24 protein-coding genes are annotated in these 26,921 nt (G+C 64.8%); 18 read left to right on the plus strand and 6 right to left on the minus strand.

What is annotated here, in order from left to right; genetic code table 11:
* Nucleotides 1-140 precede the first annotated feature (140 nt).
* Nucleotides 141-503, minus strand: a complete 363-nt coding sequence (locus A0W70_RS15405) for a PAS domain-containing protein (RefSeq protein ID WP_245675904.1) — start codon at nucleotides 501-503, stop codon at nucleotides 141-143.
* 439 nt (nucleotides 504-942) lie between these two features.
* On the opposite strand from A0W70_RS15405, the gene A0W70_RS15410 reads away from it, so the two are divergent.
* The 6 genes from A0W70_RS15410 (at nucleotide 943) to A0W70_RS15435 (ending at nucleotide 5,720) form a co-directional block, all read left to right on the plus strand.
* Complete coding sequence (locus A0W70_RS15410; RefSeq protein ID WP_070989958.1) at nucleotides 943-1,155, plus strand: hypothetical protein; 213 nt, start codon at nucleotides 943-945, stop codon at nucleotides 1,153-1,155.
* A gap of 531 nt (nucleotides 1,156-1,686) precedes the next feature.
* Nucleotides 1,687-2,580: a cysteine hydrolase family protein gene (locus A0W70_RS15415; RefSeq protein WP_139150902.1), complete on the plus strand. Its 894-nt coding sequence runs from the start codon at nucleotides 1,687-1,689 to the stop codon at nucleotides 2,578-2,580.
* A 267-nt stretch (nucleotides 2,581-2,847) separates the two neighbouring features.
* A complete protein-coding gene (locus A0W70_RS15420) occupies nucleotides 2,848-3,579 on the plus strand; it encodes a hypothetical protein (RefSeq protein ID WP_070989962.1) in 732 nt (243 codons plus the stop codon).
* 141 nt (nucleotides 3,580-3,720) lie between these two features.
* Nucleotides 3,721-4,038, plus strand: coding sequence for a transposase (locus A0W70_RS15425; protein WP_070989964.1), 318 nt, complete (start codon nucleotides 3,721-3,723; stop codon nucleotides 4,036-4,038).
* Nucleotides 4,039-4,318: 280 nt separating this feature from the next.
* Nucleotides 4,319-5,047, plus strand: coding sequence for a dienelactone hydrolase family protein (locus A0W70_RS15430; protein WP_217495455.1), 729 nt, complete (start codon nucleotides 4,319-4,321; stop codon nucleotides 5,045-5,047).
* A 136-nt stretch (nucleotides 5,048-5,183) separates the two neighbouring features.
* Nucleotides 5,184-5,720: a thermonuclease family protein gene (locus A0W70_RS15435; RefSeq protein ID WP_083331063.1), complete on the plus strand. Its 537-nt coding sequence runs from the start codon at nucleotides 5,184-5,186 to the stop codon at nucleotides 5,718-5,720.
* A gap of 508 nt (nucleotides 5,721-6,228) precedes the next feature.
* On the opposite strand, the gene A0W70_RS17215 is transcribed toward A0W70_RS15435, so the two are convergent.
* Nucleotides 6,229-6,657: an HIT domain-containing protein gene (locus tag A0W70_RS17215; protein WP_070989968.1), complete on the minus strand. Its 429-nt coding sequence runs from the start codon at nucleotides 6,655-6,657 to the stop codon at nucleotides 6,229-6,231.
* A 294-nt stretch (nucleotides 6,658-6,951) separates the two neighbouring features.
* Between A0W70_RS17215 and A0W70_RS15445 the strand changes: the two genes are divergently transcribed.
* Nucleotides 6,952-7,566 (plus strand): hypothetical protein, encoded by a 615-nt coding sequence (locus A0W70_RS15445; RefSeq protein WP_070989970.1) that lies wholly within the window; start codon nucleotides 6,952-6,954, stop codon nucleotides 7,564-7,566.
* A 416-nt stretch (nucleotides 7,567-7,982) separates the two neighbouring features.
* The gene (locus A0W70_RS15450) at nucleotides 7,983-8,729 is read left to right on the plus strand and encodes a GGDEF domain-containing protein (RefSeq protein ID WP_217495456.1); all 747 of its coding nucleotides are present in this window, start codon (nucleotides 7,983-7,985) and stop codon (nucleotides 8,727-8,729) included.
* A gap of 183 nt (nucleotides 8,730-8,912) precedes the next feature.
* Here the strand turns inward: A0W70_RS15450 and A0W70_RS15455 are convergent, their stop codons facing one another.
* The 3 genes from A0W70_RS15455 to A0W70_RS15465 form a co-directional block, all read right to left on the minus strand.
* On the minus strand, nucleotides 8,913-9,545 hold the full coding sequence (locus tag A0W70_RS15455; protein ID WP_070989974.1) for a glutathione S-transferase family protein: 633 nt from the start codon (nucleotides 9,543-9,545) through the stop codon (nucleotides 8,913-8,915).
* A 199-nt stretch (nucleotides 9,546-9,744) separates the two neighbouring features.
* Nucleotides 9,745-10,386 carry a sulfotransferase family protein gene (locus tag A0W70_RS15460; RefSeq protein WP_070989977.1) on the minus strand — a complete coding sequence of 214 codons (642 nt, stop codon included), beginning with the start codon at nucleotides 10,384-10,386 and terminating at the stop codon, nucleotides 9,745-9,747.
* A gap of 256 nt (nucleotides 10,387-10,642) precedes the next feature.
* On the minus strand, nucleotides 10,643-11,944 hold the full coding sequence (locus A0W70_RS15465) for an ATP-grasp domain-containing protein (RefSeq protein WP_070989979.1): 1,302 nt from the start codon (nucleotides 11,942-11,944) through the stop codon (nucleotides 10,643-10,645).
* A 205-nt stretch (nucleotides 11,945-12,149) separates the two neighbouring features.
* Between A0W70_RS15465 and A0W70_RS15470 the strand changes: the two genes are divergently transcribed.
* The 6 genes from A0W70_RS15470 to A0W70_RS15495 all read left to right on the plus strand — a co-directional run bounded on the left by A0W70_RS15470 (nucleotide 12,150) and on the right by A0W70_RS15495 (nucleotide 18,247).
* Nucleotides 12,150-14,189: a CocE/NonD family hydrolase gene (locus A0W70_RS15470; RefSeq protein WP_070989981.1), complete on the plus strand. Its 2,040-nt coding sequence runs from the start codon at nucleotides 12,150-12,152 to the stop codon at nucleotides 14,187-14,189.
* Nucleotides 14,190-14,376: 187 nt separating this feature from the next.
* Entirely contained in the window at nucleotides 14,377-15,060 is a 684-nt protein-coding gene (locus A0W70_RS15475) for a tellurite resistance TerB family protein (protein WP_070989983.1), read from the plus strand.
* Nucleotides 15,057-15,500 (plus strand): PQQ-dependent sugar dehydrogenase, encoded by a 444-nt coding sequence (locus A0W70_RS15480; RefSeq protein WP_070989985.1) that lies wholly within the window; start codon nucleotides 15,057-15,059, stop codon nucleotides 15,498-15,500. The genes A0W70_RS15475 and A0W70_RS15480 overlap by 4 nt, the downstream gene beginning before the upstream one ends.
* A 416-nt stretch (nucleotides 15,501-15,916) precedes the next feature.
* Nucleotides 15,917-16,984, plus strand: a complete 1,068-nt coding sequence (locus A0W70_RS15485; RefSeq protein ID WP_070989988.1) for a porin — start codon at nucleotides 15,917-15,919, stop codon at nucleotides 16,982-16,984.
* A gap of 12 nt (nucleotides 16,985-16,996) precedes the next feature.
* Nucleotides 16,997-17,383, plus strand: a complete 387-nt coding sequence (locus tag A0W70_RS15490) for a hypothetical protein (protein WP_139150903.1) — start codon at nucleotides 16,997-16,999, stop codon at nucleotides 17,381-17,383.
* A 117-nt stretch (nucleotides 17,384-17,500) separates the two neighbouring features.
* A complete protein-coding gene (locus tag A0W70_RS15495; RefSeq protein ID WP_070989992.1) occupies nucleotides 17,501-18,247 on the plus strand; it encodes a DUF3750 domain-containing protein in 747 nt (248 codons plus the stop codon).
* Nucleotides 18,248-18,257: 10 nt separating this feature from the next.
* Here A0W70_RS15495 and A0W70_RS15500 read toward each other — a convergent pair whose 3' ends face one another.
* Nucleotides 18,258-19,499: an MFS transporter gene (locus A0W70_RS15500; protein ID WP_070989994.1), complete on the minus strand. Its 1,242-nt coding sequence runs from the start codon at nucleotides 19,497-19,499 to the stop codon at nucleotides 18,258-18,260.
* 471 nt (nucleotides 19,500-19,970) lie between these two features.
* Here A0W70_RS15500 and A0W70_RS15505 point away from each other — a divergent pair, with 471 nt between their 5' ends.
* The 4 genes from A0W70_RS15505 (at nucleotide 19,971) to A0W70_RS15520 (ending at nucleotide 26,893) form a co-directional block, all read left to right on the plus strand.
* Complete coding sequence (locus tag A0W70_RS15505) at nucleotides 19,971-20,858, plus strand: EamA family transporter (RefSeq protein WP_070989996.1); 888 nt, start codon at nucleotides 19,971-19,973, stop codon at nucleotides 20,856-20,858.
* Between the two features lie 170 nt (nucleotides 20,859-21,028).
* Entirely contained in the window at nucleotides 21,029-22,774 is a 1,746-nt protein-coding gene (locus tag A0W70_RS15510; protein WP_083331066.1) for a GspE/PulE family protein, read from the plus strand.
* A gap of 328 nt (nucleotides 22,775-23,102) precedes the next feature.
* Complete coding sequence (locus A0W70_RS15515) at nucleotides 23,103-25,781, plus strand: bifunctional acetate--CoA ligase family protein/GNAT family N-acetyltransferase (RefSeq protein ID WP_070989998.1); 2,679 nt, start codon at nucleotides 23,103-23,105, stop codon at nucleotides 25,779-25,781.
* Between the two features lie 176 nt (nucleotides 25,782-25,957).
* A complete protein-coding gene (locus A0W70_RS15520; RefSeq protein ID WP_070990000.1) occupies nucleotides 25,958-26,893 on the plus strand; it encodes a histone deacetylase family protein in 936 nt (311 codons plus the stop codon).
* The last annotated feature ends 28 nt before the right edge of the window (nucleotides 26,894-26,921 follow it).

Genomic DNA, 26,921 nt, shown 5'->3' on the forward strand with positions numbered 1-26,921 from the left:
GAGGGTGGTCTCGTCCCGAAAAGCGCTCGGCACACAGAGTGACACCCCGGTGTCGGGTTCGCCAACAGCGGGCCCGAGTCGCGCCAGCCTCCCGCGCAAGCGCGGCTGGCAGGGAAGGGCGCGCTGGCGGTCCGCGGCGATCAGGACATCTGTGCTTCTCGCTGCACGGCGAGATAGTGGGCCACGCCATCTACTTCGCCCAGGGGCGTCACTTTCCACTCCATCTCGAAGGCCGAGCCGTCCTTGCGATAGTTGGTGGCGCGCCCGTGAAACGTCTCGCCCTGTTTCACTGTCTCGTCCAGCCGTTTCAGGACGGCGGAATCCGTCTGCGGGCCCTGGAGCATGCCGGGGGTGTGACCGATGACCTCTTCGTAGGGGTATCCGGTGAGTTGCGTGAAGGCATCGTTCACATAGACGATCTCGGGGCCGCTCGACTCGCTGGAACGGGTGATCGTAATCGCGTTGAAGGAAAGATCAGCAAGGCCGTGGATCAGATCGGTCAATATCGACTCTGGTACATCGGCTAGGGACATGGGTATCTCCAATGGTCGGCGAGGTTGTAGAGCGCAAGTGCGTTCAGCTGCAAGGTCCGCAGTGAACTGAACCTGAAGGGGTTCGATGCCCCCGCGCCCCGAGATTCAGCGCGGGCTCTCTGTTCCCTGGGGGAGCCGATTGAATTTCGGGGACAGGAACCTGATTTCGCTTACCCCATGCCGCGATAATCGCCGGTAGCTGCTGGACTATAGGATATTTGGGGTCAGACTAAAGACTCACCGAGGACCGCGCTCGGAGTCGTTACTCTGACCCCGAACTCCCCGCACTTTTACCCCGCGCCGGCGCCGACCCCCCCGACACAATCGAGACTGTCCAAGCCACCGTGCGCCGGCGCATCGTGCACGCCTTCCAGCGCCGCGACCGGATCGGCTGCACGGCGCGAAGGCCGTGACCCTGATCGGGATCGCCGTGGGCACAGTCGTGGTGGCGCTGCTGCCGGACAGCGGGCCGATCGCCCTCGCGGCCTCCGCGGTGTTCGGCGCCGCCTTCATGACGCTCACCGGGCTGCACCTGGTGTCCGCCGTGCGCCCGTTGCCGAACCGCGCGGCGCGGCCCGCTTACGATATAAGAATACCCAATATCTCTCTTTGTAAATCATGATTGGCATCGCACGCGCACTCTGCAAGACTCCCGCTCAATCGCACGTTCGAGGTGGGCACTCCGCCGACCGGACCTCGCCGGGAGCCAGATCAATAAGCCATGCAAATATCGTTTACTGCATCAACGGTGACCCTCGCGCGGGCGGCTCCGGCCGCACCCAGCCCGTATTCAACCCGGCAACGGACGAGGCCACCGGTCACGTGGCGCTCGCTGAGGCGGCCGAGGTCGACGCGGCCGTCCGAGGCCGCGAGCGCCGCGTTCCCGGCCTTGGCGGACACGCCGCCGCTGCCGCGCCCGGCGCATGAACCGCTTCCTCCAGCTTGTGCGCGAGCACAAGGAGGAATTGGCGAAGGCGCTGACCACGGAGCACGACAAGGTGTTCCCCGGCGGGGCTGCCTTGAGCCGTTTCCCATCCGGTTCCTTCGGAAGCCGAAATGTCAACCGGGTACGCGCGGTGCACGACGCTAGTAGCCTCGCCGTTTCGCGGAACGGGACAGCCCTGGCGTTACCCACCTGCCTGCCGTCAGGGCGGTGGCCGACCGTGGTTTTTCACTGTTATCGAGGAGTCTGACGATGAGCCGGAATGAAGACAGGATCCTGACCCTGGAAGAGGCCCTGCAGGCGCCACGCAAGCATCGCGACATGGAGCTTGCGTTCGAGCCCATGGACAACCACAGCAGCACTCCGGGTGGCCCGAATAACCAGCCGCTGAGCTTCTGGGCATCCTGGCGCCTGGAACAGAGACCTCGCCGGATTGCCCTGCTCCTCGACGATTGCCAGGAAGAGTACCGGCCCTATGCGGGCGATATTCTCCCGAATCTGATCCGCCTCGTGGATACGTTCCGCTCCGCCCGTTCGGAAAGCGATGGAGTCCGGATCGTCTGGAGTGCATGGACCCGGACCTTCGACGACGGTATCAGCAACGCGATGGACCGTTGGTACGGGCCGAGGGGCTTGCGCCCGGAGGATCCCGAGAACGCCATGTACGTGTTTACCGGGGCACCGGGAATGGAGCCCTTGTCGGAAATCGCGCCGACCGAGGAGGAGGTTGCCGCCGGCTGGTTCTATCACGGCAAGCACCTGGACATGTTCTGGAACTTCGACGAGCACGGCAACTCGTACCTCGACGAAAAACTGAAGGCCGCCGGCATCGACACCATCGTGCTTTCGGGGTTGTGGACGGACGAATGCATCCTCGCCACGGCCTACGCGGGCAACTCGCGCGGCTACGACGTCGTGCTGACGGGTGACGCGATTGCAACGGCGACCGCCAATCACGAGATCGCACTCAAGGTGGCCAACAGTACGGTCGGAAAGGTGGTGTCCACCGATGACGTCGTTCAATACATGGAAAACGATTTCGTCACGGGGGAACGGGGTGCCGTCAAGGGCACGAGCCATCCCGACGGACGAAAGGAAGAGTGACCCACTGCCACTGCATGTGATGTGCAGATCGCCGTATTTGGGGTCTACCTTCTGATTTAGCAGGCCCGGCGGAGGTTTCCGGGCTGTTCTAGACTCGGTGAGGCGTTCCGGGGACGGTATACGGATCTCCGCGCAAGACGGATAAACGGTGCGCCATGAGCTGTCCCTTGTCTCGGGAATGATTCAGGTTTGTCCCCGAATGTTCTTGCAGCAGCGGCGCGGGGATCCGCTTGCAGCTCTAGAGAACCTCGCCATACGGTAGGGAGGATGGAGGTGATGCCGCGCATGTGGTCTGTGCTGCTGTTGGCGTTTCTGGCGACGGGTGCCAGCGGCGCCTCGTATGCGCAGCAGCCGGGGAAACTCTCATTCCCACCTGTAGCTATCGATAGAACACAAGCATTCGCACTGGGTGAATTCGATGGCAGCCTCACGTTGCAGGGCAACGTGACGCCAACGCTGCGGATCCTCGGCAATCGAGTACTTATCGAGCTCGTCTACGTAGAGAAGGGACTGTATGGCAAGTTGCTGCCGGCCGGCGGATGCCGCGCCGTCTACTCTGAAGGTTCAGGCGCGGAGTTCGAACTGTGTTCCGTCGACCAGTTGCGAGCGGATTTCGACAAGAACAATGGTCATATCTGGGTGCGGTTCCGGGCCGAGCTGCTCAAGACGGCTGCAGGAGTTCGGGGGGATAAGAGTCACCACGAGGCAACTCTGGAAGTCCGAACGGAAAGCCTGCCGACCAGCATATCCATGGTGCCGCAATCGCTGGATATCGAGGACGTCCCCGCCGAGGTGGAAAATGGGTTAGTGGAGAAAATTCAGGCTGCCCATCTGCCTCTTGAGGGATGTCTGGCCCATTCGGGCCTCCGCCTGGAAGATGTCCAGTATGCGCAAGGATCGGAAGAGGCCCGAGCGGTGGGCTCTGTTCCGCTGGCGCAATCGCAGAATACCTATTGGTGCCTTATGAAGCAGGGATTCGCGTACGGTTCGCGGGAATAGGCAATTAATTCCGGGGACGGTATACCGCTCTCCGCGTGGGACGGATGGATAGCACGCTGATAGACTCGTCGGCACCAGTGGGCATGGAAACAGGACCGTCAGAGCGACGGTCAGAACATGGAGGTCGCAGGAATGGCCAGGATGGCCCGACTCGTAGTGCCACAGCATCCACATCACGTCACGCAGCGCGGCAACCGGCGCCAGCTGGTTTTCTTCGATGATGATGACTACCGCGCCTATCTCGACCTCGTGCGTGACGCCTGCGACATGGCGCATACGCAGGTCCTCGCCTACTTTCTGATGCCCAACCATGTGCACTTTCTGATGGTGCCGAGTCACGAGGATGGGCTGAGTGCCGCGATCGAGGAAGCGCATCGACGCTACACGCGGCGCGCTACGCGTGGGCGACCGGGGCGTCCGCGCAATAAGGGTGGCCCGGAATCAGGCAGCATCATGTAGCCGCAAAGGGGTGGGTGGCCAATAAACGTGATCTGTTCTTTACTACCATCGAAACCACGATACGGTACGGTGCCGTTATGAGGAACGGCGTGGCTCGCTTGAAGTGTTGGGGTGGGGGCACGGGAGCGCTCGGGAAAAGATGACGTGTAAATACGCAACGACTTCGCGTTGAGCATCCCGTGAGCGGCCGCAATCGAATGCGTCATGGGGTGGCGTCGCCCCTGTTTACATGTCCGGCGCCCGGTTGATCAGCGAGGCGGAAACAATGAGATATTTCATCATGGCACTGGTGGGCGCGGTCTTCGCCGGTAGCGCGCAGGCCGGTGAGAGCGTTGTGTACGAAGCTGGTGGCGAACAGTACGAAGGCTACTTCGCCGAGGCCTCGGATCCTGAAGGCCTGGTCCTCGTCATTCACGACTGGGATGGCCTGACCGAGTACGAGCGCAAGCGCGCCGATATGCTGGCCGAACTCGGTTATGACGCCTTTGCCGTCGATCTCTACGGGAAGGGCAATCGCCCCGTCGAGACATCGGCGAAAAAGGCCGAGACCGCAAAACTCTACAACGATCGCGAAAAGATGCGTTCACGCATCCTCGCGGGTCTCTCCGAAGGGCGAAAACTCGGCGTGGATGAAGCGGTGGTGATGGGGTACTGCTTCGGGGGCGCCGCGGTTCTGGAACTGGCCCGGTCCGGGCAGGCTGAGAACGTCGCGGGTTATGCCACCTTCCATGGCGGCCTTTCGACGCCGGAAGGTCAGGACTATCCGGCCAATACTGCGCCCATCCTCGTTGCCCATGGAGGCGCCGACTCTTCAATCAGCATGCAGGATGTGGCGTCACTTTCCGGAGAACTCGAAGAGGCGGGCGTACCCTATGAAATCCAGGTCTATTCGGGGGCGCCCCATGCGTTCACGGTGTTCGGCTCGGACCGCTACCAGGAACGCGCCGACCGGAAGTCATGGGATGCGTTCAAATCGTTTCTGGAAAGCAATCTGGCGACCGGAAACTGAGCGGGCCGCGAATGCAGTCGGATCGGACGTTTGTTCAGGGACTGCTGGCGCTTCGGCCAGTCGCTGTAGATCCTGATTCTGCTTTTGGCGGTACGGATGATTGCGTGGGGTGTGCAACCTTGGTGCGGTGGCCAGGATGAGCGGCGGTCCTCGCCGGACAGAAATCCGAAGATCAGGCAGCGCGCTGATCGCGCTCGTGCTGGTCGTAGTGGTCGTGCCCTCCGCGCGGGCGCTCGAGTTCGAACCGCAGGCCGCGATCGTCACGCGGGTCGTCGACGGCGACAGCCTCGTGCTGCGCTTCCCCGATGCGCCGGAGGACGACCGGATCGAGTACCGCGCCAATCTGATCGGTGTCGATGCCCCGGGCGAAGGCGAGGCCGAGTGCGCGGCCGGCATGGTGACGGCGATTGCCCGACGGCTTCTGCAGGAGGAACGGATCTGGGTGGAATGGGACCGCCACGACCGGAAGACGGCTGACGGCCGGCTCCTGGTCTATGTGCATCACTTCGACGACCGCGACGCGGACCTCAACGCCACCTACATCGAGCAGGGCTGGGGATGGGTGCCGCGCGCCTACCCGGCCGACCGCAAGCAGGATTACCTGGAACTGGAGCGCGAGGCGCGCGCGGCGAAACGCGGCCTTTGGGGCATGCCGTGCGCACCGGTGCCGTGACGTCTTCACGCGTATTCTTCGTCGGGCCGGATAACAATGATAACGAGGAACCCTGGATTACCGATGGAACGGAGGCGGGTACTCATCGCGTCTCCAATATCGCCTCGGATCGCGACAGCAGCCCCGGGATCTCACCGTGCTCAACCACGCATTGTACTTCCGGGCGTTTACCGTCGAACCGGGCCTGGTTGGATGTCAGCTTTGGAAGACGGATGGCACTGAAGCGGGACCCGTCGAGTCAGCCGCATCAATACGATGGGCAGTGCGGATCCGAGGAACCTGGTTGTCTGCGACGATCGCCTGGTGTTCAGCGCGCAGGACGCCGTTACGGGCATCGAGCCGTGGGTGAGCGATGGTACTGATGCCGGGACGAGACGGCTTGGGGATCTCGGTTCCGGCGGCGACAACTACGGAATTGTGGTCTGTCCCGGGTTGTTCGGGAGGTGTTTTTCGGGCGTAGAGTCAAAACCAGGACGGGCGAGCGCCCGCCTGCCAACGCGTGATCCGCTCATCGTCCGGGTTCGACGCGCATTCCCAGTCGTTTCGCCAGCGTCGTGCTTCGCGCGTCCACGTCGGAGTCGTCGTATCGCCGCTCCGTCGCGAGTCGTCCCCAGACCACACCCGGCCAGCACGGGTCGTGTTGGTGTCGGGCCACGACGTGGACGTGCAGTTGCGGCACCTGGTTGCCGATGGTGGCGATGTTGAGGCGGTCGGGGTGGTGTTCCTCGCGGACGAATTCGCAGAGGCGCTGGATTTCCGTGTTGAGCCGCTCCCGCTGGGCAGGCAGCAGGTCGATCATTTCGGCGACGTCGACCATCGGCACCAGCAGGTACCACGGTACGCCGGCGTCGCGATGGAGCAGGACCACGCTGAGGTCGAGCCGGCCCAGCCGGTGCGTGTCAGCGGCCAGTCGTGGATGCAGTTCGAATCCTTTCATGGCACGCACGATACGGAAAACACCTGGCCCGTGGAACGGGTTCAATGGTTGTGGTTCGGCGTGAGGGCTCCCTGAAGAGAATCAATGCGGTCCACAAAACGGTCCCGGTCGCCGCGACTCCGCTCGGTGATGTACCGCAGAACGCCCGGATGCCCGGGGACGGTGTACCGTATCCGCAAGTCCGTTATCCTGACCCGGTCAGGGTAACCCGGCTTTCGGATTGCCGGGTTCGGCTGCACGCCGTCTGTCGGTTGCAGCGAAAGCGCTCTCAACAACGGGGGGAGAGTGGTCTGGATGCACGATCGGGGCGATCGCTTCTATCCTTCCCGTGACCCGGCGGCCGGGCTCGAGGAAGACCAGGCCGACTTCCTGGATCGTGGCCGGATCTCCCTGGACCTGCCGAGTCTCTTCTATGCCTCGCTTCGCGATCCGAGGGTTTTCGAGGTTGTGGTGGGGCGCCCCATGGAAAGGACGTGCCGGGAGCGCGTCACGGTGCCGGGCTATTCGACGTTCGAAGTGGATGCCGGTACAGGGTATCCCGGCGTTTTTCAGGCGGATGAAAACACCTTCCTTGACGGTCTTCTGATCAGCGATCTCACGCCGTTTGAACGGACCATGGTGGCCTGGTTCGAATGGGATGAGTACACGCTCCAGCAGGTACCGCTGCTGGATGGTCGCTCCGCGCAGGTATTTATTCCCGACCTTGATGCAATTCGCAGTGAATACGGTTCTTTCAAAATACGCCCCTGGTCGTTCGAGCACTGGCGCGCGGGTTCGATCGATGTAAGCGTGGCTACGGCAAGGGACTGGATGAAGCAGCGTCCGCCTGATCAAGCGTTGATCGACGCCGGCTTCTTCACGGGGAATGACGTACAGCGGCGCCGCCGCGACCGGAGATCATGGGGCTGAGAGCAAAAAACCGGCGGGGCGATCGCCAGTCCGGCGGGTTGGTGACGCTGACTCGGGGCTCGCCGTACGTAGGCGGGTCCACGGGAATCGGTCATCGGCATGGGTCTTGCAAGTGTGGCGCGCATCTTGCCGCACGATACCCGGGGCCAGCCATTGAGGGATATTCAGAGTAAGCACTCAACAGACCGGTACGACCAGCCTGAATATTCGGGGGCCGCGTAATGCCTGACTGGCCTGAATCGTTCGGCAGCGTTTTTTCCATGAATAGTCACGAGCATATGGCCGCTATTCTGGGCGCCTTGCCGGATCCGGCGTTTGTCATCACGCGGAGCGGGAAATACGTGGCGGTTTTCGGTGGCCGTGATACGCGGTATTACCACGATGGCAGTGGGCTCGTGGGCCAACGCATATCCGACGTGATCAACCCCGTAAAGGCGGGGTGGTTCCTCGAACAGATCGACAGGGCGCTTAAGGCGGGGACGCTGGTCGTCGAGGAATATGAACTGAGCAATCAGGATGTGAAGGGGTTGCCCGATCAGGGTCCGGATGCGCCTATCTGGTTCGAGGCGCGGATTCAGGCCCTCGACTTTCGGGTCGACGACGAGGCGGTGGTGCTGTGGGTCGCGAGTAATATTTCAGAACGCCACGATCTGGAGGTCAAGCTGCGGGAGCTGAGTGAAACGGATCAGCTGACGGGGCTGTTCAACCGGAGGAAGCTGGAGCGTGATCTCGCACTTCAGTACGAGACGTTCGTGCGCCATGCCGCACCGTCCGCGGTGCTGATGTTCGATCTCGACAACCTGAAGAAGATCAATGATTCCTGCGGGCACCACGTCGGGGATGAGGTGCTGCAAGCCGTTGCCGATATCTGTCGATCAGAACTCCGGAAGACGGATACGGCATGCCGCTTTGGCGGTGATGAATTCGTGATTGTCCTCCCCAACACCGAATATCCGCAGGCCGTGCAGTTTGCCGAGCGCCTGCGCGGGCTGTTCAGGGCCGAACTGAGCCGGTTTTCGGTGGAAGATGTCGTCGCGACGACCAGCATTGGCGTCACGGCCATGATCCCGGCTGATTGCTCGTACGAGGATACGCTCAGGCGGGCCGATTACGCTCTGTACGAGGCGAAGGACCGGGGCAAGGATCGTGTGGTGGGGGCCTGAGGCGCGCTCGTAGGTTTTCCGGTGCAGGACAGAACCGCGGGGCTGACAGGGCTGCCGGGAATTCCGGAGTTCCGGGTCAGACTAACGACGCCCCGGAGCGGACGTCTGTTCTGGTTGGCTGCAACCCCGAGCCCGAATGATCGACGCCGGGGGCGGAGACCGGCACCACCGTCTCGCACCGTGTCAGGCCCGGGCGCTGGGCCGGCTGCTCACCGCCTCGTGCCAGCGCGCTATGTGCTTCTGGCCGGCCTCGGGCTCGATCTTGAGCGCGCCCCTGGCGAATTCGACGGTCACGAAGGCCGTGATATCGGCTATGGAAAAGGTATCGCCGGCCACGTACTCGCTCTCGCCGAGGCGCTCGTCCAGGTCCTCGAGAAACGCGCGGTAGCGCTGCGCCCCGCGCCCCGCCAGGGCCTCCACCTGCGGCACCTTATGCCGGCCGGGCACGGCGCGGTCCCTGAATCCCGCTGCCCCATTGCGGAACCCTTCCGCCACGGCCAGATAACCGTCGAACTCCATGCGGCGATTCCACATGCTCACCAGCCCCCTGGACCTGGCATCCGCGCCCATCAACGGTGGATCGGGATACAGGGCCTCGAAGTATGTGCAGATGGCGTCGCTTTCGCTGATGCAGGTGCCATCGTCGAGCTCCAGCACGGGTACCGTCGCGTCCGGATTCCGGCGGAGAAAGGCCTCCGAGAAATGTTCTCCGGAACGCAGGTCGATTTCCTGCATCGGCACCTCGACGCCTTTCTCAGAAATGAACATCCGGGTCCGACGCGGACTGGGTGCGGTTTTGCAGGTGTACAGCAGCATGGTTCGGGCCCCGCTTGATCCGTGTTTTCACCGTCGCCGGGTAGCACCTGGGCCGGGTTCAGGCCAAGGTCCTGCACCCCGACACATCGATAGTCGAGATCAGGATACCGGGGGCAGAGCAGAAACGCCGTTTTCATTCGGGTCCGTCGTGCGCCGTTTTGACGCTGATGCCGGTCCCCGGCGTTTTGTCGAGTGATGGTTACGCCGCCGTAGGCTCGCCGCCTAGTTCCTCCCAGAAGTCGGCACGCAGGTTGCGGTGCGGAAACGGCTCATCGGGCACCGGGACGTCGAGGAAACGGCACAGTGGCCCCCAGCCCTCGGCGACGTCGAATACCAGCAGCCGTTCCGGCGGAATCGTCGCCCGGACGTCCTCATTGTGTTTGCGGTAGGCCGCGAGTGCCGTCTCGCGGTCGTCGAGCCGCCCATTGAAGATCTGCTGGCCCGGCAGCTCGTCCCAGGCGTCGAGGATCGCCCTGGCGTGCGGCGGGATCGACATTCCCCGGTAGACGCGCATCAGGCGCGCGATCGACACGGAGAAGCTGGCCCACCAGCGTTCCTCCGGCCGCACCGTGTGAATGACCCTGGCCTCGGGGAAGGCGTCCGCGAGTTCGAGCCAGAAATGCGCTCCCGGCCAGTCGACCTGGGACCGATAGCCGGCGAAAACCGCCTCCCAGTCCGGGGGTTCGTTCCGGGCAATCGCCTGCCATTGCGGCACTTGTTCGGGGTGTTCCAGGATCTCGTGCATATGATGGCAAGGCCCGAAGCCGAGCCGTTCCACCGCCTCCTTCAGGGATTTTGTGCCGGTTCGCCCGAAGCCGGAGCCGATGATCGAAAGCGCCATGTGCGTTGTCCCCGCGAGTAGGGGGCAGCCGTCGAGGGCGGTGGCCGCAGACCGCTGTCGTGCCGTTTCCGGGAAGTGTAGGCGCACCATGTGCAAGGCGCCATCAGGTGTACTCAGCGTCATGGCGCAACCGGGTGCAGTTCCCGGTCATCGCACACGTTTTATGGCCGGACAATCGGGATTCGCGATCACCTTCCACGCCAGCCGCGAAGAACGAGGCACGCGCCGGCTGGCTCCCTGCGGTCACGAAGCCGCACTACTGCCAGTAATCCGGATACTCGACGTCGCACTGCGGGCTGCGGTAAATGCGTGCTCGGATCGTGCGCTCGCGCTGGATCAGTTCGGGCAGGCTGGCGCCCGTGATCCAAAGCTGCAGCAGCATGACGCCGGCGGCGGTGAGATCGCTGTCGCGGATCTCGTCGTCCGGGTTCTTCGTATGCCGGATGAGCACCCCCTCGTCGTCCTCGAGATGCTGGACGTAGTCGTAATCCAGGATGTCGGCGACGCGGCCCGTCTCCTTGCCGGTGATGAGCACGATGAGGGTAAAGGCGTGCGGACTGCCGGCACGCCACTGGTGCCATGGCGTGTCCTCGCTCGGCGTGTCGCCCGCGGCCAGTAACAGATTGTCGGCGTAGAGCTCGTTGCCGAACGAGTACAGGTAGTTGTAGTGGTACGAGTGGGCCGCCCGGGGGTTGATCTCGGTGAGGGCGATCGAGTTGTCCGGCATAATCCAGAATTCGAGGTTGAAGAACTGGTTGCGATAACCGAGATCGACGAGATGGCCCATGTATTCCTCGACCCAGGTCTCGATCCGGTCGGCCATCTCCGTGGATATGGACATGGGAGGGGTGAGGTACCCCAGGGCCTGGTGGTCCGAGAAATAGATCTCCTCGGTCAGGGCGTAATGCACGATGCGCCCGTCGGCAGTGACGTAGCCCTCGTAGCAGTACTCGACGCACTGGTTGAGGTCGACATAGTGTTCGGCGATGAACGGCGGTGCGAGTGCGGGCACGGTTTCGCGGTCGACGCCGTCGAGCCACGCGGCCGTCTGGCTCGCGATCAGGTTCTGCAGTTCCCAGTCCTCGCGGTAGGACGCGAGGACGTGGCGCAGCTTGTCGGCATCGCTGATCTTGAAGATGCCCCGGCCGAGCGACAGCGAGGTGTTCTTGAGCATGAACGGCCATTCGTCGTCGGGGATGCGCGCGAGGATCTCGTCATCGGATTCGTGCATCGGATCGATCGGCGCGAAGAAGAAGGGCCGTTGCTCGAGCGTGCGCATCAGGTACTTGTTCATGCAGTAAAAGAACGCGATGCGCGACGGGACTGCATTGCCCAGCTGCTCGTTGATCAGCAGATGGTGGAATGCGTCCTTCTGGGCGAATCCGCCGACCGCACGGATCCCATGGGTCCTGCAGTCCTCGGCAAGGGCGTCCATCTCGGCCTTGTGCCAACCGATCGGGTGTATCGGGTGGATGGTGAAGCGCTCGTTCAGGCGCTCGATCGCAGGGGCCATGTAGGGCTGCGGATTGATGAATCCGAACGGCGGTTGATCGGGCATGGTCGGGACTCCTGCAGGGCCGGGGCGTCGGCGGCGCCCGCGCAGGGTAGCGGGGCCTCGATGCCGTGAAAACACCCGCTGGCTTCGCGGCGGGCATGGTCGGGGCGGCGGCAGCCGTGTACCGTCGCGGTTTCGCGGAATATCCCCGGTGGGCGCGCGAGTATCGGATCGCGGCTTGCCCGCGTCAACGCAGCAGAGGTGGTGCATGAAGACGGTAACGGACACGCCGCACGCGGTTCGGATCGAGGAGAATGTCTGGATCCCGGTGCGTGACGGCACGCATCTGGCCGCGCGTGTCTGGTTGCCGATGGAGCCGCCCGCCGCCGGCGTCCCGGCGATCCTCGAGTCCATCCCGTATCGCAAGCGCGACATCAAGCGCATCCGCGACGCGCGCATCCACGGGTACTTCGCCGCGCACGGCTATGCCTCCGTGCGCGTGGACGCGCGCGGCAGCGGCGACTCGGAGGGGGTGCTCACCGACGAGTACTCGGAACAGGAGCTCTGCGACGGCGAGGATGTGCTGGCGTGGCTCGCGGCCCAGCCGTGGTGTAACGGCCGCGTGGGCATGATCGGGATCAGCTGGGGTGGTTTCCATGCACTGCAACTGGCTGCCCGACGTCCGCCGGCGCTGCAAGGGGTGGTCACCGTCTGTGCCAGCGACGATCGCTACCGCGATGATGTGCACTACATGGGCGGCTGCCTGCTGTCGGACAATCTCTCGTGGGCGTCGACCATGTTCGCCTACTCGTCTCTGCCCCCGGATCCGGCGATCGTGGGCGATCGGTGGCGCGAACTCTGGCATCAGCGCCTGGAAGGCAGCGGGCTTTGGCTGACCGAGTGGATGCGTCACGCCCACCGCGACGACTACTGGCGCCACGGCTCGGTGTGCGAGGACTACAGCGCGATCCGCTGCCCCGTGATGGCCGTCAGCGGTTGGGCCGATGGCTATTCCAACGCCGTGTTCCGCCTGGTGGAAAACCTCGACGTTCCGTGCAAAGGGCTGATCGGACCCTGGAGCCACCTGTATCCCCACCTTGGCCAGCCCGGTCCGGCCATCGGTTTCCTCCAGGAGTGCGTGCGCTGGTGGGACGAATGGCTGGGCAGTGGGGGGACCGGGGTGATGGATGAGCCCAGGCTGCGGGTCTGGCTGCAGGACGGCGTGGAGCCGCAGGCGACCACCTATCGCTACCGGCCGGGTCGCTGGGTCGCCGAACCCGGATGGCCGTCGCCGAACGTGCGACTCTCCCCCTGGGCGCTGGACGCCCATCGCCGCCTCGTACCGGCGGAGGAGGTGGATGCACCGCCGGAGGCGGATCCATTGACGCTGCAATCGCCGCTGTCGGTGGGGCTGCTGGCCGGCAAGTGGTGCTCGTTCGGCTCGGCGCCCGATCATCCCTACGATCAGCGTGAGGAGGATGGCGGCTCACTGGTTTATGACTGCCGCCCCCTGGAAGAGCGGCTCGAGATTCTCGGTGCCCCCGAACTCGAGCTGGAGATCGCCGTCGACCAGCCTGTCGCCATGCTGGCGGTGCGTCTGTCGGACATCGCATCCGATGGCAAGGCGACACGGGTAACCTATGGCCTGCTCAACCTTTGCCATCGCGATGGTCACGAGTCGCCAGTGCCGCTCGAGCCGGGTGAGCGCTACCGGATTCGCGTACCGTTGAATCATGCCGCTCATGGATTCGCGCCCGGTCACCGCTTGCGTGTGTCGCTGTCGACCTCGTACTGGCCGCTTGCCTGGGCGCCCCCGCAGCCCGCGGCAGTGACCGTGTGGCCGCAGAGTCTGCGTCTGCATCTGCCGGTGCGCGCCGCCGATCCGGCGATCGATGCCCAGCTGGCGGACTTTGACGACGCCGAGAGTGCCGCCGCGCCGGCCTGGGAGACGCTGCGCCGCGGCGAGTCCAACTGGCTCATCGAGCGCGACCTCGGGCGCGAGTCCACGACCCTGCACGTGATCAATGACCAGGGCCGCTGGTACATCCCGGAGGTCGATCTGGCCGTGACCGTGAATGGGGAAGAGTGGTACGGCTACCACGGCGACGACTTCGGCTCGCTGCACAGCGAGGTTCGGGGCCGGCGGGAACTGGAGCGGGGCGATTGGCGGATCCGCACGGAGACCCGCACGCTGATCACCTGCGACGTCGACCACTTCCATGTGCATGCAACGCTCGATGCCTGGGAGGGCGACGAGCGTGTCTTCAGTCGCATCTGGAAAGAGTCGGTGCCGCGCCTGCTGCGCTGACTGCTGACGCCCCGTCCGCCACGATAAGAAACCGGCTACTGGCGCCGGTTTTGCCTGTCCGCATGCCTGCCGGTATCGGTCGGTACGCCGTTCCGCAAAAAATCCTGGAATGTACTATCAATATCCATTATATGCGGACTCCAGCCTGAACCCTCAGCGCTATGCCGGTACGCAGTCAGGAGACACGATGATCGATACCAAACGTTTGCTGGAGCAGTTCATGGGAGGCGGCCAGGATCCCCCCGGTGCGAGCAACCGTGGCGATCTGCTCAAGGGCGCGGCGGCAGGTGGGCTGCTCGGCCTGCTGGTGGGCAACAAAAAGGCCCGCAGGATGGCCGGCGGCCTGGTGGGTTATGGCGGCGCAGCGGCCGCCGGCGCACTGGCTTTCAAGGCATGGCAGAACTGGCAAGAGGGAAAACGGGTGGAGACCGCGCCGGTTGCCACACAAGAGGATGTAGCGCATGTCGATCCGCGGTTTCTGCCCGACTCGCAGCAGGGTGGTAATGGCCGGCCATTCGCTTTGACCCTGGTGACGGCAATGATCGCGGCGGCGAAGGCGGATGGGCATATCGATGCCGGTGAACAGACGGCCATCTTTAAACAGGTCGAGGAGATGGGCCTGGATACGGAAAGCAAGGCGTTCGTTTTTGATGCGCTTAACCGTCCGGTCGATATCAACCAGCTGGTGGCCGGCGTGGATGGCGTTGAACAGGCCTCTGAAGTCTACCTGGTTTCCCGTCTGGCAATCGATGTGGATCATCCCGCCGAACGTGCCCACCTGGAGGTGCTGGCGAATCGGCTTGGGCTTCCAACTGAGCTGGTGGCACATCTCGACCATCAGGTGGATGACGCGCCTGACCAGACCGGGTGAGTACAGGTTCAGCGATACGATACGAACTCAATCATGCCACGGCGCCGGGCCAGCACTTCGGCTACCCCTACTGCCACGGCGCCGACATTCGTGACCCCGAGCTGCCGGGCGAGAAGCCCTGTAATGCCTACCGCGCGCCAGCGCGTGCGCTCGGCCCGCACGTCGCGGCGCTGGGCATGCGCTTTTATACGGGCCAGCAGTTCCCCGACACGTACCGCAACCAGATCTTTATTGCCGAGCACGGCTCCTGGAATCGCAGCAAGAAGATCGGCTACCGGATCATGAGCGTGATGCTGGATGACCGGCGCAGACCGGTCGCGTACCAACCGTTCGCGACGGGCTGGCTCCTGGGACAGGAACAGTGGGGACGGCCTGTCGATGTCCTGGTGATGCCCGACGGGTCACTCCTGGTGTCCGACGATGACGCCGACCTCCTGTAGCGGATCGTCTACGATCCCTCGGAAAACGCCGGTTGATCCGCGACCTTCGGCGCTCGACCAATGCGGTCTGCGCTGAATCAGCCAGTTCTTCTCCGCCCGCCCTTCGTTATCCATGCCGGAACCGGGGTGGTCCGGTTCCCGGGGCGGGAAATCGGGGATTTCGCGCAATGGGAGTGAGCAGTCAGATACTTACCGCCCGTGTAGTTTGACTGCGAGTTGAGAACTTCTACGCTCAAAGGGGAAGGCTGCGGCATCCGGTCAGGCCGCCTGGCTCTTCCGGATGCCGTATGTGCCCGAAAACAAGGGCTTCCCGGTGATCGCCGACACGGTTTATCCCCTCCAGGGAAACGTGCCTGCGAGGCTGGGCCGTACATACAGGCAATGCCCGGATCGATCCGGGCATGGGGAGAGGTCCGATGACCAGCAAGATCGAGAAAAACCTGCTCGCGGCCGCCGTAGCGGGCGCGATCGGCTTCGCCGCAGCGCCCGCGCAGGCGGTGGACGCCGAGGTTTCAGGGTTCGTCAACCGCGCCTTTATGTCGGCTGACGACGGCGAGGACTCCCGCACGACCTTCGTCGATAACACCACCGCCAACTCGCGCTTTCGCTTCACCGGCAGTCAGGAGATCAGGCCGGATCTCCGCGCGGGCGTGTTCGTGGAGTTCGCGATCCCGTCGAGCAACTCGAGCGCGGTCAGTATTCAGAATCCGTCGACGCCCTTCTCGGTCAACGAGCGCCATGTGGACGCCTTTATCGAGGGTGGATTCGGGAAGGTCAGCCTCGGCCAGGGTGACGGTGCCGGCAATGGCGCCATGGAGGTCGACCAGTCCGGCACCTTCATCGCGGGCTACTCTGCCGCGAATCTGATTGGTGGCGGCGTCGCATTCCGCAACGAAAACACCGGGGCCCTCGGCCCGACGATCGGTGCCACCTACAGCAACTTCGACTTCTACAGCCGCCATGACCGTGTGCGGTACGATACGCCTACTATCGGCCCCGGTCTCATGGTCTCGGTGAGTTACGGGACCGCCAACGGCCAGGAAGACGCGACTGAGCTCGTCGCCCGTCAGAACGTCGACGTGGGCTTTGGGCAGTTGTCCTGGGCGCTTGGCACCGGCTCGCAGGGCGGCACCGGCACCGACATCAACGGCGGCTCTGGCTCGTTGCTGCTTGATAACGGGATCAACGTAACCCTGGCGGCAGCCGATGCCGAGAATAACGCCACGGGCAACGATGCCGGCACCCTGTTCTATACCAAGGTCGGATACACGACCGGCCCCCACTCCCTCTCCGGTGACTACGGCAATACCGAGGATCGTGCTCAGGATGGCGACGAGTCCGAGGTGTTCGGCGTGCAGTATCTGTACCGGGCAACCGACTGGATGGATCTCTACGTCGCCGGCAAACAGCACAGCCTTGATCGTGACGGCACGGACTTTGATGATATAAACATCCTGTTCGCCGGTACGCGCGTCAAGTTCTGAGAGAGCAAACCGTTGCCAGATAGAGCGTCACGGATCGCGGGTCCGTGTGCGGGCGTCCTGCTCGCACTCGGGCTCGCGTCCTGCGGCACACCCGCCGAGTACCAGCACCCCGGCGATATCCCGGAAGGCCCGGGCATGTTGACCGGCGAGGATGGCGTGGCTCGGCTCTCGACCGACGGGAACGGCGCCGAAGAGGCGACCGCGGAGGAAGGGAGTCCGGAAGAAGCGAGCCCCGAGGTCGCGGAACGGGACGGCTGCGAATGCCCGGATGAATCCCCTGACGCCGAGGAACTCGAGGCCTACCGCGAGTTCCTGCGCTGGAAGGCCGAGGCGGTCGGCACGCCCGAGTACCGCGAGTTCCAGGACTGGCGGGAGTGGCGTCGACAGCAGTCCGAGTGAGGGCCTGGCGCATGAGCGGATCATAGGATCGCCTGCACGCCAGCGCAGGCGGGCCGGCGTCCGGTGAGTCGCGGGGGTATTCGGGCTCCCTTGGGCGTGCTCGGGTAGACTGCCGTCATGCGCTGGGTACTCGTGGTGCTGTCGGTGATCGTGCTGCTGGCCGTCGGTCCGCTGGTGATGGCGGTGGATCGAGGGCTGCAGCTGGATGCGCGCTGGTATGACGCCGGGCGCGAGTCGGCGGGACTGGCGCCGGATCCGGCCGCGCACGAGGCGGCGCTGGTGCAGGTCTATGCGGCACGGGCGTTTGGCTGGCGCGGGATCCTCGGCGCGCATACCTGGATCGCCGTGAAGGCGCGCGGTGCCGGAAGTTATCGGTTACTGCAGGTCACTCGTTGGAGCGGCGGGGTGTCGTTCTCGGATACGAGCCTGCCGGACCGCGCCTGGTTCGGTAACGAGCCGGTCGTACTCGCGCAGCTGCGCGGTGAAGAGGCGGGGGTGGCCATCGCCGCGATCGAGGAAGCCGCCGGGCATTATCCCTGGCCCAACGAATACCGCATCTGGCCTGGCCCCAACAGCAACACATTCGTCGCCTGGATGCTGCGCCGCGTTCCGACCCTTGACGCCGAATTACCACCGACGGCTATTGGCAAGGATTATCTCGGCAGTGGCTGGTACGCGAAGACGCCGAGCAATACCGGGTATCAGGTGTCGCTGGGCGGGCTGCTGGGTGTCACCGTGGCGCGGGACGAAGGCCTGGAGCTGAACCTGCTCGGGGCGGTACTCGGCATCGACCCGGAGGAGCTCGCCATCAAGCTCCCGGCGGTGGGTCGGGTCGGGTTCGGAGGTACGCAGCCGGCAGGCTGACGCACCGGGGTCACGCGGCGCTCTGCCGTGGGCTTGCCCGCCGTCGCGGGGCCGGTGCGAAGGTGGCCAGCACGGCGAAGCCGACAGTGCAGCCCGCCAGCATAAACCCGATTGCAGTGGCCCCGACGCCCAGATCCAGCAGCATGCCGAGCACGATCGGTGCGGCTGCCGTCGAGATCACCATCATCGCCTGGGCGAGGGCGCGGATGGCGCCGAGATGCCGGACGCCGTAGCGTTCGGCCCAGAGCGATCCGCCTACGGTCGCCACGAGACCGGTGGTGATGCCAGTCAGCCCCAGGTAAACGAACGCCACCCAGGCCGGCCCGCCAATGGCCAGCGCGATCAGCCCAAGTGCCATCGGCAGCGTGGCGAGTGGCAGCGTGCGCTGGGCGCCGATGCGGTCCACCAGCGGCCCGGCCAGCAGCAGCGCGGCCACGTGGCCCAGCGCGTAGCCGGTGAAGGCCGTAGCGATCAGCTCGACGGACCAGCCACTGGCATCCGCCAACGCCACCTGGTGGAAGAGTACGGCGGTGACGATGAACGGCGTTACCAGGGCCGCGGGCAGCAGGACGTAGAAGCCCGGATCGCGCAGGGCCTCGCCGCGCGTGAAACTGACGGGCTCATGCATGGTGTGCCCGGTGGTATCCGCTTCCGATGGCGACGTGACCGGGCGAATCCGTCGGGCCAGCAGGGTCATGACCGGCATCGCGATCAAGACCAGCACGCCGGCGGCGCCCCACCAGGGCATGCGCCAGCCGCCAAGTCCCAGCAGCGCAATGGCCGACAGGGGGAGAACGGCCTCGGCGATGGGCATGCCGAGCGCGGTGAGGGCGATCGCCTTGCCGCGGTGCCAATGGAAATGGCGCCCGGCCGTGGTGATGCCGATATGGGCGATCAGGCCCTGCCCCCCGAAACGCACCAGCAGGAAGCCGACGGCAAGCACGGTTACATGCGGCGCGAAACCGATGAGGATGCAGCCGAGCGCCAGGATGCCGAGTGCGGTGACGGTGACCCGGGCAAGCGACCACCGGTCGACCCAATGGCCCACCCGCAGCAACAGCAGCGCCGAAACCAGGGTCGCGGCGCTGTAGACGCCGCCGTAGGACGAATGCGTGAGATCGAAGGCGGCCCGGATGTCGGCGCCCTGCACGGAGAAGAAGAACGTCTGGCCGAAGCCCGACAGCGCCATGGCCAGCAGGCCGAAAGCGACAATGTGGCGTCCGCCCCAGAGGGACTCGGGAGAATGCGTCATGGTCGGCCTCATTCAGACCTGCTGACCGGAGCACGGGCAGCGCGCCGCGGGGCGGCCGCGAGTAAAAGGTCGCGGAGGATAACACGGGGCGCCCGCGCAGCCTGCGCGCCCCGTGGCTGTAACCCGCATGGCCCACCGGGGTGAGGCTGTGTAAACCCCGCCCGCATTGTTCCATGACCCGGTGCACGGTTTTTATCAGAGTCTCCCCGGTGGTTCCGAGTTGGGCCGCCCGGGTCCGTCGAGATCGTTCGGGAGGCGCCGCTATGCCCGCGTCGCGTTTTCGGGTGGCAGCTCGAACAGGTGGTGTCCGTCGACCGGCGCCGGCTGTGCGAGCAGGTGCGGATCGCATGAACGCAACCGGTATTCGACGCCATTGCGGCACGGAGACCGGGGGTTGCGGTGGCTGGCCGTATCGGGCATACGAGCCGTTCTTCGTGTCGCCTCTAATCAAGCATTGATAAGGAAGGGCTCATGGCGTTGCTCTGGATCGTAACCCTGGTCTGGGCGTTCAGCTTCTCGTTGATCGGGGTGTACCTGTCGGGGCAGGTGGACGACTTCGTCTCCGTGTTCCTGCGGGTGGCGGTGGCGTGTGCGGTGTTCGCGCCTCTTTTGGTGCGGAGCCGCCCGGGTAGGAGGGCGGCGGTGTCGCTGATGGTCATCGGTGCGGTGCAGATAGGGGTTATGTATCTGTTCCTGTTCCACGCTTATGGTTACATGAGCGTGCCTGAGCTGTTGCTGTTCACGATCTTCACGCCGCTGTACGTGACGTTGATCGACGAGGTGTTGATCGGCCGACATCATTTGCCCGGGCACTTCTGGCTGGGGGCGGGACTCGCCGTGGGTGGGGCGGGGATCATTCGTTTCGGGGCGGTCAGCGCGGACTTCCTGACGGGGTTCTGGTTGGTGCAGGCAGCCAATCTTTGCTTCGCCGCGGGACAGGTGGCCTACAAGCGCCTGGACCTGGGTAGCACGGTGTCGCAGGTTCAGATGTTCGGCCTGTTTTTCCTGGGGGCGACGCTTGTCGCCGGCTCGGGTGTGTTGCTGTTTGCGGAGCACGCGCGCTGGCCGTCCACGATGGTTCAGTGGGGCGTTGTCCTTTGGCTGGGGGTCGGTGCGTCAGGTCTGGGGTACCTGGGCTGGAACCTGGGGGCTAAACGCGTCAATACCGGCCAGCTGGCGGCGATGAACAACATGCTCATCCCCGCCGGCATAGTGGTGAATTTCGTTTTCTGGAATCGCGACGTTGACTGGTTACGGGGACTTGTCGGCGGTCTGGTGATCGGACTGGCGGTGTGGATCTGTCGCGGCTCGTCCCGGGCGGTGGCCGATACACTCAGGGCCGATGTTGGTCGCGATTGACCCTGTTGCTTCACAGGGCTGTGGGGGAGGGACCGCGGAATCATCGCGGGCGTCTGGAGGGTCCAGGTACCGCCGGTTCCGGGGTTCGGGGTGGCACAGGATTTGCCTTTGGATCGAAGTGCCGTGTGAGTGCACGTGACCTCCGCAAGCGATCCAACGGAAAAACGCCCATGTCCTCCGAATCGGGGTCGGCGGCGCTCGCCGCCAGAAACCACAACGATCTCGTATCCCTGCTGCACCGGGCAAGTCCCGTTGCGCCGGCGCACGTAGGGGACCAGCTCGTCACGGATGGCGTCATCACCCGCGAAACGCTGGAGTCGATGCTCCGCGAGCAGAGCCGCGGGCCGCGGCAGCGTCTTGGCCAGATGCTGATCGAGCGCGGCCTCGCATCCGAAGAGCAGGTCCAGCAGGCGGTTGCCCGGCGGCTCGGCATTCCCTTCGTGCACCTCGCCGACTTCGCCATCGATCCGCATGCCATCTCGATGGTCGATCCGGATTTCGCGCGTAACCACGCGGCCATTCCGCTGATGCTCGACGGTCACAACCTGATCGTGGCGACGGCTGAAGCGGGCGACCGGGAACTGGTCGATCTGCTGCAGTTCATCACGAATCACCACGTGACGCTGGTCGCCGCGACCGGCGCCGATATCGACTACGCGATCAGCATTACGTACGGGGCGTTCGACGATGACACCCTGGTCGAGGAGGTTGAGCGGATCACTCGGCCCCTGGAACACCATGACGGCCACCGCGACGAACCGGCCAACTGGCGCCCGCTGGTGCGCCTGGTACAGAACATTGTCATCGATGCCATTCGACGCCGGGCCTCGGACATTCACATCCGCCCCTGCGAGCGCGAGGCACAGGTGATCTTCCGCATTGACGGTTCGCTGGTGCCGATCCGGCAGATCAGCAAGTCGGCACTGCCTTCCATCGTCAGCCGGATAAAGGTGCTCGGTGGTATGGATATCTCGGAGCACCGACTGCCTCAGGATGGCCAGGCACGGATCAGCAACCGCGGCCGGGTCATCGACCTGCGCCTGTCGGTGATTCCCACCGTCCACGGGGAGAGCGTCGTGATCCGCATCCTCGATGCTTCACACGGCCTCAAGAGCCTGGACGGGATCGGTTTCAACGCCGTCGACGAGCGTCGGTTCCGTAATCTCCTGTCACAAAACCAGGGCTTGATTCTGGTGACCGGGCCGACCGGATCCGGCAAGTCGACCACGCTGTATGCCGCACTGCAGGAAGTGCGGAAACGCGATGTCAATATCGTCACGGTCGAGGACCCGGTGGAGTACCACCTCGATGGCATCAACCAGATCCAGGTCATGTCGCAGATTGGCTACACGTTCCCGCGTGCGCTGCGCCACATACTGCGGCACGATCCCGACGCGATCATGGTCGGCGAGGTGCGTGACGCGGAGACGGCGCGCATGGCGGTCGAGTCGGCGCTCACCGGACACCTCGTGTTGTCGACGCTGCACACGGAAAGCGCCACCAGATCGATTACGCGGTTGCTGGAGATCGGTGTTGATCCCTATCTCGCTCGGACCACACTGTCGGGGATCCTCGCGCAGCGCCTGGTCCGTCTGAACTGCCCCTACTGCGTCGTCGCCGAGGACGTCGACGACGAAGTCCGCGCCGAGCTCGATCTCGGGCCGGATGCCGCATTCCGCCGCGGCAAGGGCTGCGAGCATTGCTACAACACCGGCTTCCGGGGGCGACACGCCGTCTATGAGCTGCTTACGGTGACGCCCGGGCTGCGCGAGCTCGTTCATGCCGGTGCGGATGCCGCCGAGCTCGAGCGCCAGGCCTGCGCGGACGGGATGGTTCCGCTCACGCGTAACGCGCTCGACCTCGCCCGTAGCGGCCAAATACCGGTCGCCGAGGTCTACCGGGTTCGTCTGACCTGAGCGCGGGTGGGGCGGTGGCGTGCAGGGCTCGTGCGAGATGAAATGACTCGGCTTGGGGCTTCCTGGGCGGAGATCGCTATGCAGTAAAAAACAGAACTGCCCGGAAAAGATATCACGGCCCGGCAGGCCACTCTGCCTGCCGGGCCTTTACCGAAAACGACAGCTCGGTCGCAGGCGGTCTCCGGCGTTGTACCCGCTCGCCCTAACCTGTAGAGCGGAAGCGGATTACCGGTCTTGAACCGCACGGTAGGCACGGTGGCGTGCAAGCGCCCATACTTCGGATGTCGCCGGAGCGGCGCCGGTCCGATTTTCTCGATGGTGCGTGGCCATGCGGCAGCACTACCTGCAGCGACTATTCGCCCCCGACGGCGTGGCGGTATTCGGCGCCAACGACGACGAGACCTCGGTCGGCGGGCGCGTGCTGCGCAACCTGCTTGAGGCCGGCTACTCGGGGGGCCTCTATCCGGTCAACCCGCATCGGGAGAAGGTCCAGGGACTCGCGTGCCATGCCCGCATTCGCGATGTGGGCGTTCCGATCGACTTGGCGATAGTGGCCACGCCCGCCGATACCGTTCCCGACGTCCTGCGTGACTGCGGTGAGCACGGTGTGGCCGTGGCCGTCGTCATGTCGGCCGGCTTCGGCGAGGCCGGCGCGTCGGGCAAGCGCCGTGAGCAGCGGCTGGTCGAGATCGCGCAGCAGTATGAGCTGCGGCTGGTGGGGCCCAACTGTCTGGGCCTGATCCGGCCGTCGACGGGCCTCAACGCAACCTTCAGCCTGAGCGCCGCACAGCAGGGCCGGCTCGCCCTGGTGTCGCAATCCGGTGCCCTGTGCACGGCGATCCTCGACTGGGCCAGTCCGCGCCATCTCGGCTTCTCGGCGGTTGTCTCACTCGGCGATGCGGCTGATGTCCACTTCGGGGACGTACTCGACTACCTGGCCCAGGATCGCGACACCAGCAGCATCCTGCTGTACGTCGAGGGCGTCCACTGGCCCCGGCGCTTCCTGAGCGCGCTGCGCAGCGTAACTCGGGTCAAGCCGGTGATCGTGATCAAGGCCGGTCGCCGTGTGACGGGCTCACGCGCGGCCATGTCGCACACCGGCGCGCTGGTGGGCGATGACGACGCCTTTAATGCGGCCCTCAGCCGCGCCGGCGCGGTGCGGGTGCAGACGATCAGTCAGCTGTTCAGCGCGGCGCAGATCCTGGCGGAGTATTCCGGTGATGTGCGTGAGCGCCTCGGGGTGATTACCAACGCCGGTGGCCCCGGCGTGCTGGCGGCTGACCGTGCGGCCGATCTCGATATCGAACTGCCCGAGCCCGAGGCGGCCATGCTCGAACGTCTGGACGCGGGCATGCCCGCCGGGTGGTCGCGCGCCAACCCGCTCGACATCCTCGGCGACGCGCCACCCGAACGCTATGGCACGGCGCTGGAGGCCTGTCTCGCGGCCAGGAACCTGGACGCGGTGCTGGTGATCCTCACGCCGCAAGCGATGTCCGATCCCGAGGGTGCGGCCGAAGTGGTGATCGCGGCGCGTGAGCGCACGCGCCGTCCCGTGCTCGCATGCTGGATGGGCGGCGAGCGCGTGGAGGCGGCCCGGCGGCGATTCTACGACTCGTGCGTGCCCCATTTCCCATCGCCGGAGGCGGCCGTCGAGGCCTTCGCCTGCCTCGTCCAGCGCCGCCGCAACCGCGAGCTCCTCATGCAGGTGGCGGAGCCGCGGGCATACCATGGCGAGCCGGACGTGGAGGGCGCCCGCCTGATCATCGAGGGGGCCTTGGCCGAGCACCGGCGTGCACTTTCGGAGATGGAGTCGAAGGCCGTGCTGAGCGCGTTCGGCATCCCGACGAACGCATCCGTCGGGGCCCAGTCCGCCCGGGAAGCCCTGGTAAGCGCGGAATCGCTAGGCTTCCCGGTGGCGATGAAGATCGACTCCCCCGACATCAGCCACAAGTCCGATGTCGGCGGGGTTCGGCTCAACATCCCGAACGCCCAGGCCGTGAGCCGCAGTTACAACGAGCTGGTCGACTCGGTGCGCGCGGACTGCCCCGAGGCGCGGATCAATGGTGTCACGATCGAGCGTATGTACCGCGAGCCGCATGCCCGCGAGCTTATGATCGGCGTAGCCCGTGACCGCGCGTTCGGACCCGTGATCAGCTTCGGCGCAGGTGGCACGGCCGTGGAGATCATGCGCGACCGCTCGGTGGCGCTCCCGCCGCTCAACAGCTTTATCGCCGGGCGTATGATCGACGACACGCGTGTCTCCCGGATGCTGGGCGAATGGCGCCACATGCCGGCCGTGGACCGCCAGGCGCTCGAGGAGGTCCTGCTGCGCATCTCGGAGCTTGTCTGCGAGATGCCGCACGTGGTCGAACTCGACATCAACCCGCTAATGGCCACATCCGCCGGTGTGCAGGTTGTCGATGCGCGCATCGTGGTCGAGGCGCCGAAAGTATGGCTCGAACCGTACGGTCACATGGCCATCCATCCCTTTCCGGCGCACATGCAGCAGAGATTCATGGCGCCGGACGGCACGGAGATCACGATCCGGCCGATCCGGCCCGAGGATGCCGACATCGAGCAGGCGTTCGTGCGTGGACTCTCGGAGGCCTCGCGCTACCTGCGGTTTATGGCGAGTCTCAAGGAGCTGTCGCGCGAGGCCCTCGTGCGCTTCACCCAGATCGACTATGACCGCGAACTGGCGCTGATAGCCACCACCGAGCGCGGCGGCACGGAGGTGCAGCTGGGGGTCGCGCGTTACACGATTACGCCCGATGGTGAGGGTTGCGAGTTCGCCATCGTGGTGACCGACGAGATCCAGGGCACTGGCCTGGGCAGTCGCCTGCTTGGCGTCTTGATGGAGGCCGCGCGCGACCGAGGGCTGCGCGAGATGATCGGCGAAACGCTGTCGACCAACGACCCCATGCGCTCGCTCGCCGAGCGCCTGGGGTTTTCGGTCCGAACCAGTGAGGACGATCCGACCATACTGCTCATGCATCGCCGCCTCTGAAGGACGTGTGGGTTGCACCGCCTGGATGGTCCTGCAATGGATATCCAGTGACCGCCGGCGCTGCCGGGAAGGAGGCGCGTAGAAGGCGTATGCTGGGGTTTATCAGAGATGCCTGCCGGCTGCAGGCACTCGCACCGTTCTCGCGCTTGGGCCCCGACTGAACTGGAATCGTCCCGATGAAGGTAGGCCTGTTCACGCACCCCAGCTGTCGTTTGCACGAGATCGACCCCGATCATCCCGAGCAACCGGCGCGCATGGCCGCCGTGACCGATGCGCTGGTCCGGGCCGGCATCGACGAGTGGCTGCTCCATCGCCAGGCGCCGGCAGCGGAGCGCGATCAACTGGTTCGCGCGCACGCGGGTGCTTATGTCGACACGCTATTCAGCCATGCGCCCGCGAGCGGGCGTATATCGATCGACGCCGATACCTCGATGAACCCGCATACGCTCGACGCCGCCCTGTGCGCGGCGGGTGCCGGAACGGCCGCGGTCGACGCGGTTATTGCCGGGGAACTGGACGCCGCGTTCTGTTGCGTGCGCCCGCCGGGTCACCATGCCGAGCGGCGTATGGCGATGGGGTTCTGCTTCTTCGACAACGTCGCCGTCGCCGCATTGCAGGCGCTGGAAGCGAACAATCTCGACCGCGTCGCCATCTGTGATTTCGACGTCCACCAGGGCAACGGCACCGAGGACATCTTCGACGGGGATCCGCGCGTGCTCTTCTGCTCGACCTTCCAGCATCCGCTGTTCCCGGGTGCGTTCCGCGAAAACGTTCCGGGGCAGCGCGTCAATTGCCCGCTCGAAGCGGGCACGGCCGGCGACGTCTTCCGGCGGACGGTAAGCGAGTATTGGCTGCCGGAACTCGAGGCATTCGCGCCCGAACTGGTACTCGTTTCCGCGGGCTTTGACGCCCATCTGCAAGACCCTATCGGCGGGCTTAAGCTGGTCGACAGCGACTTCCACTGGGTTACTGAGCGCCTGGTCGATGTCGCCAACCGCTACGCCAGCGGCCGCATCGTATCCATCCTGGAGGGCGGCTATGACCTCGACGCCCTGGGCCGCAGTGCGGTTGCGCATGTACGCGCGCTGATGGGGCACCCGGAGACGCACTGATAACGCTGGAATCGCCGGGGAGCCGCAC

It is taken from the genome of Halofilum ochraceum, assembly GCF_001614315.2.
Lineage (GTDB): Bacteria > Pseudomonadota > Gammaproteobacteria > XJ16 > Halofilaceae > Halofilum > Halofilum ochraceum.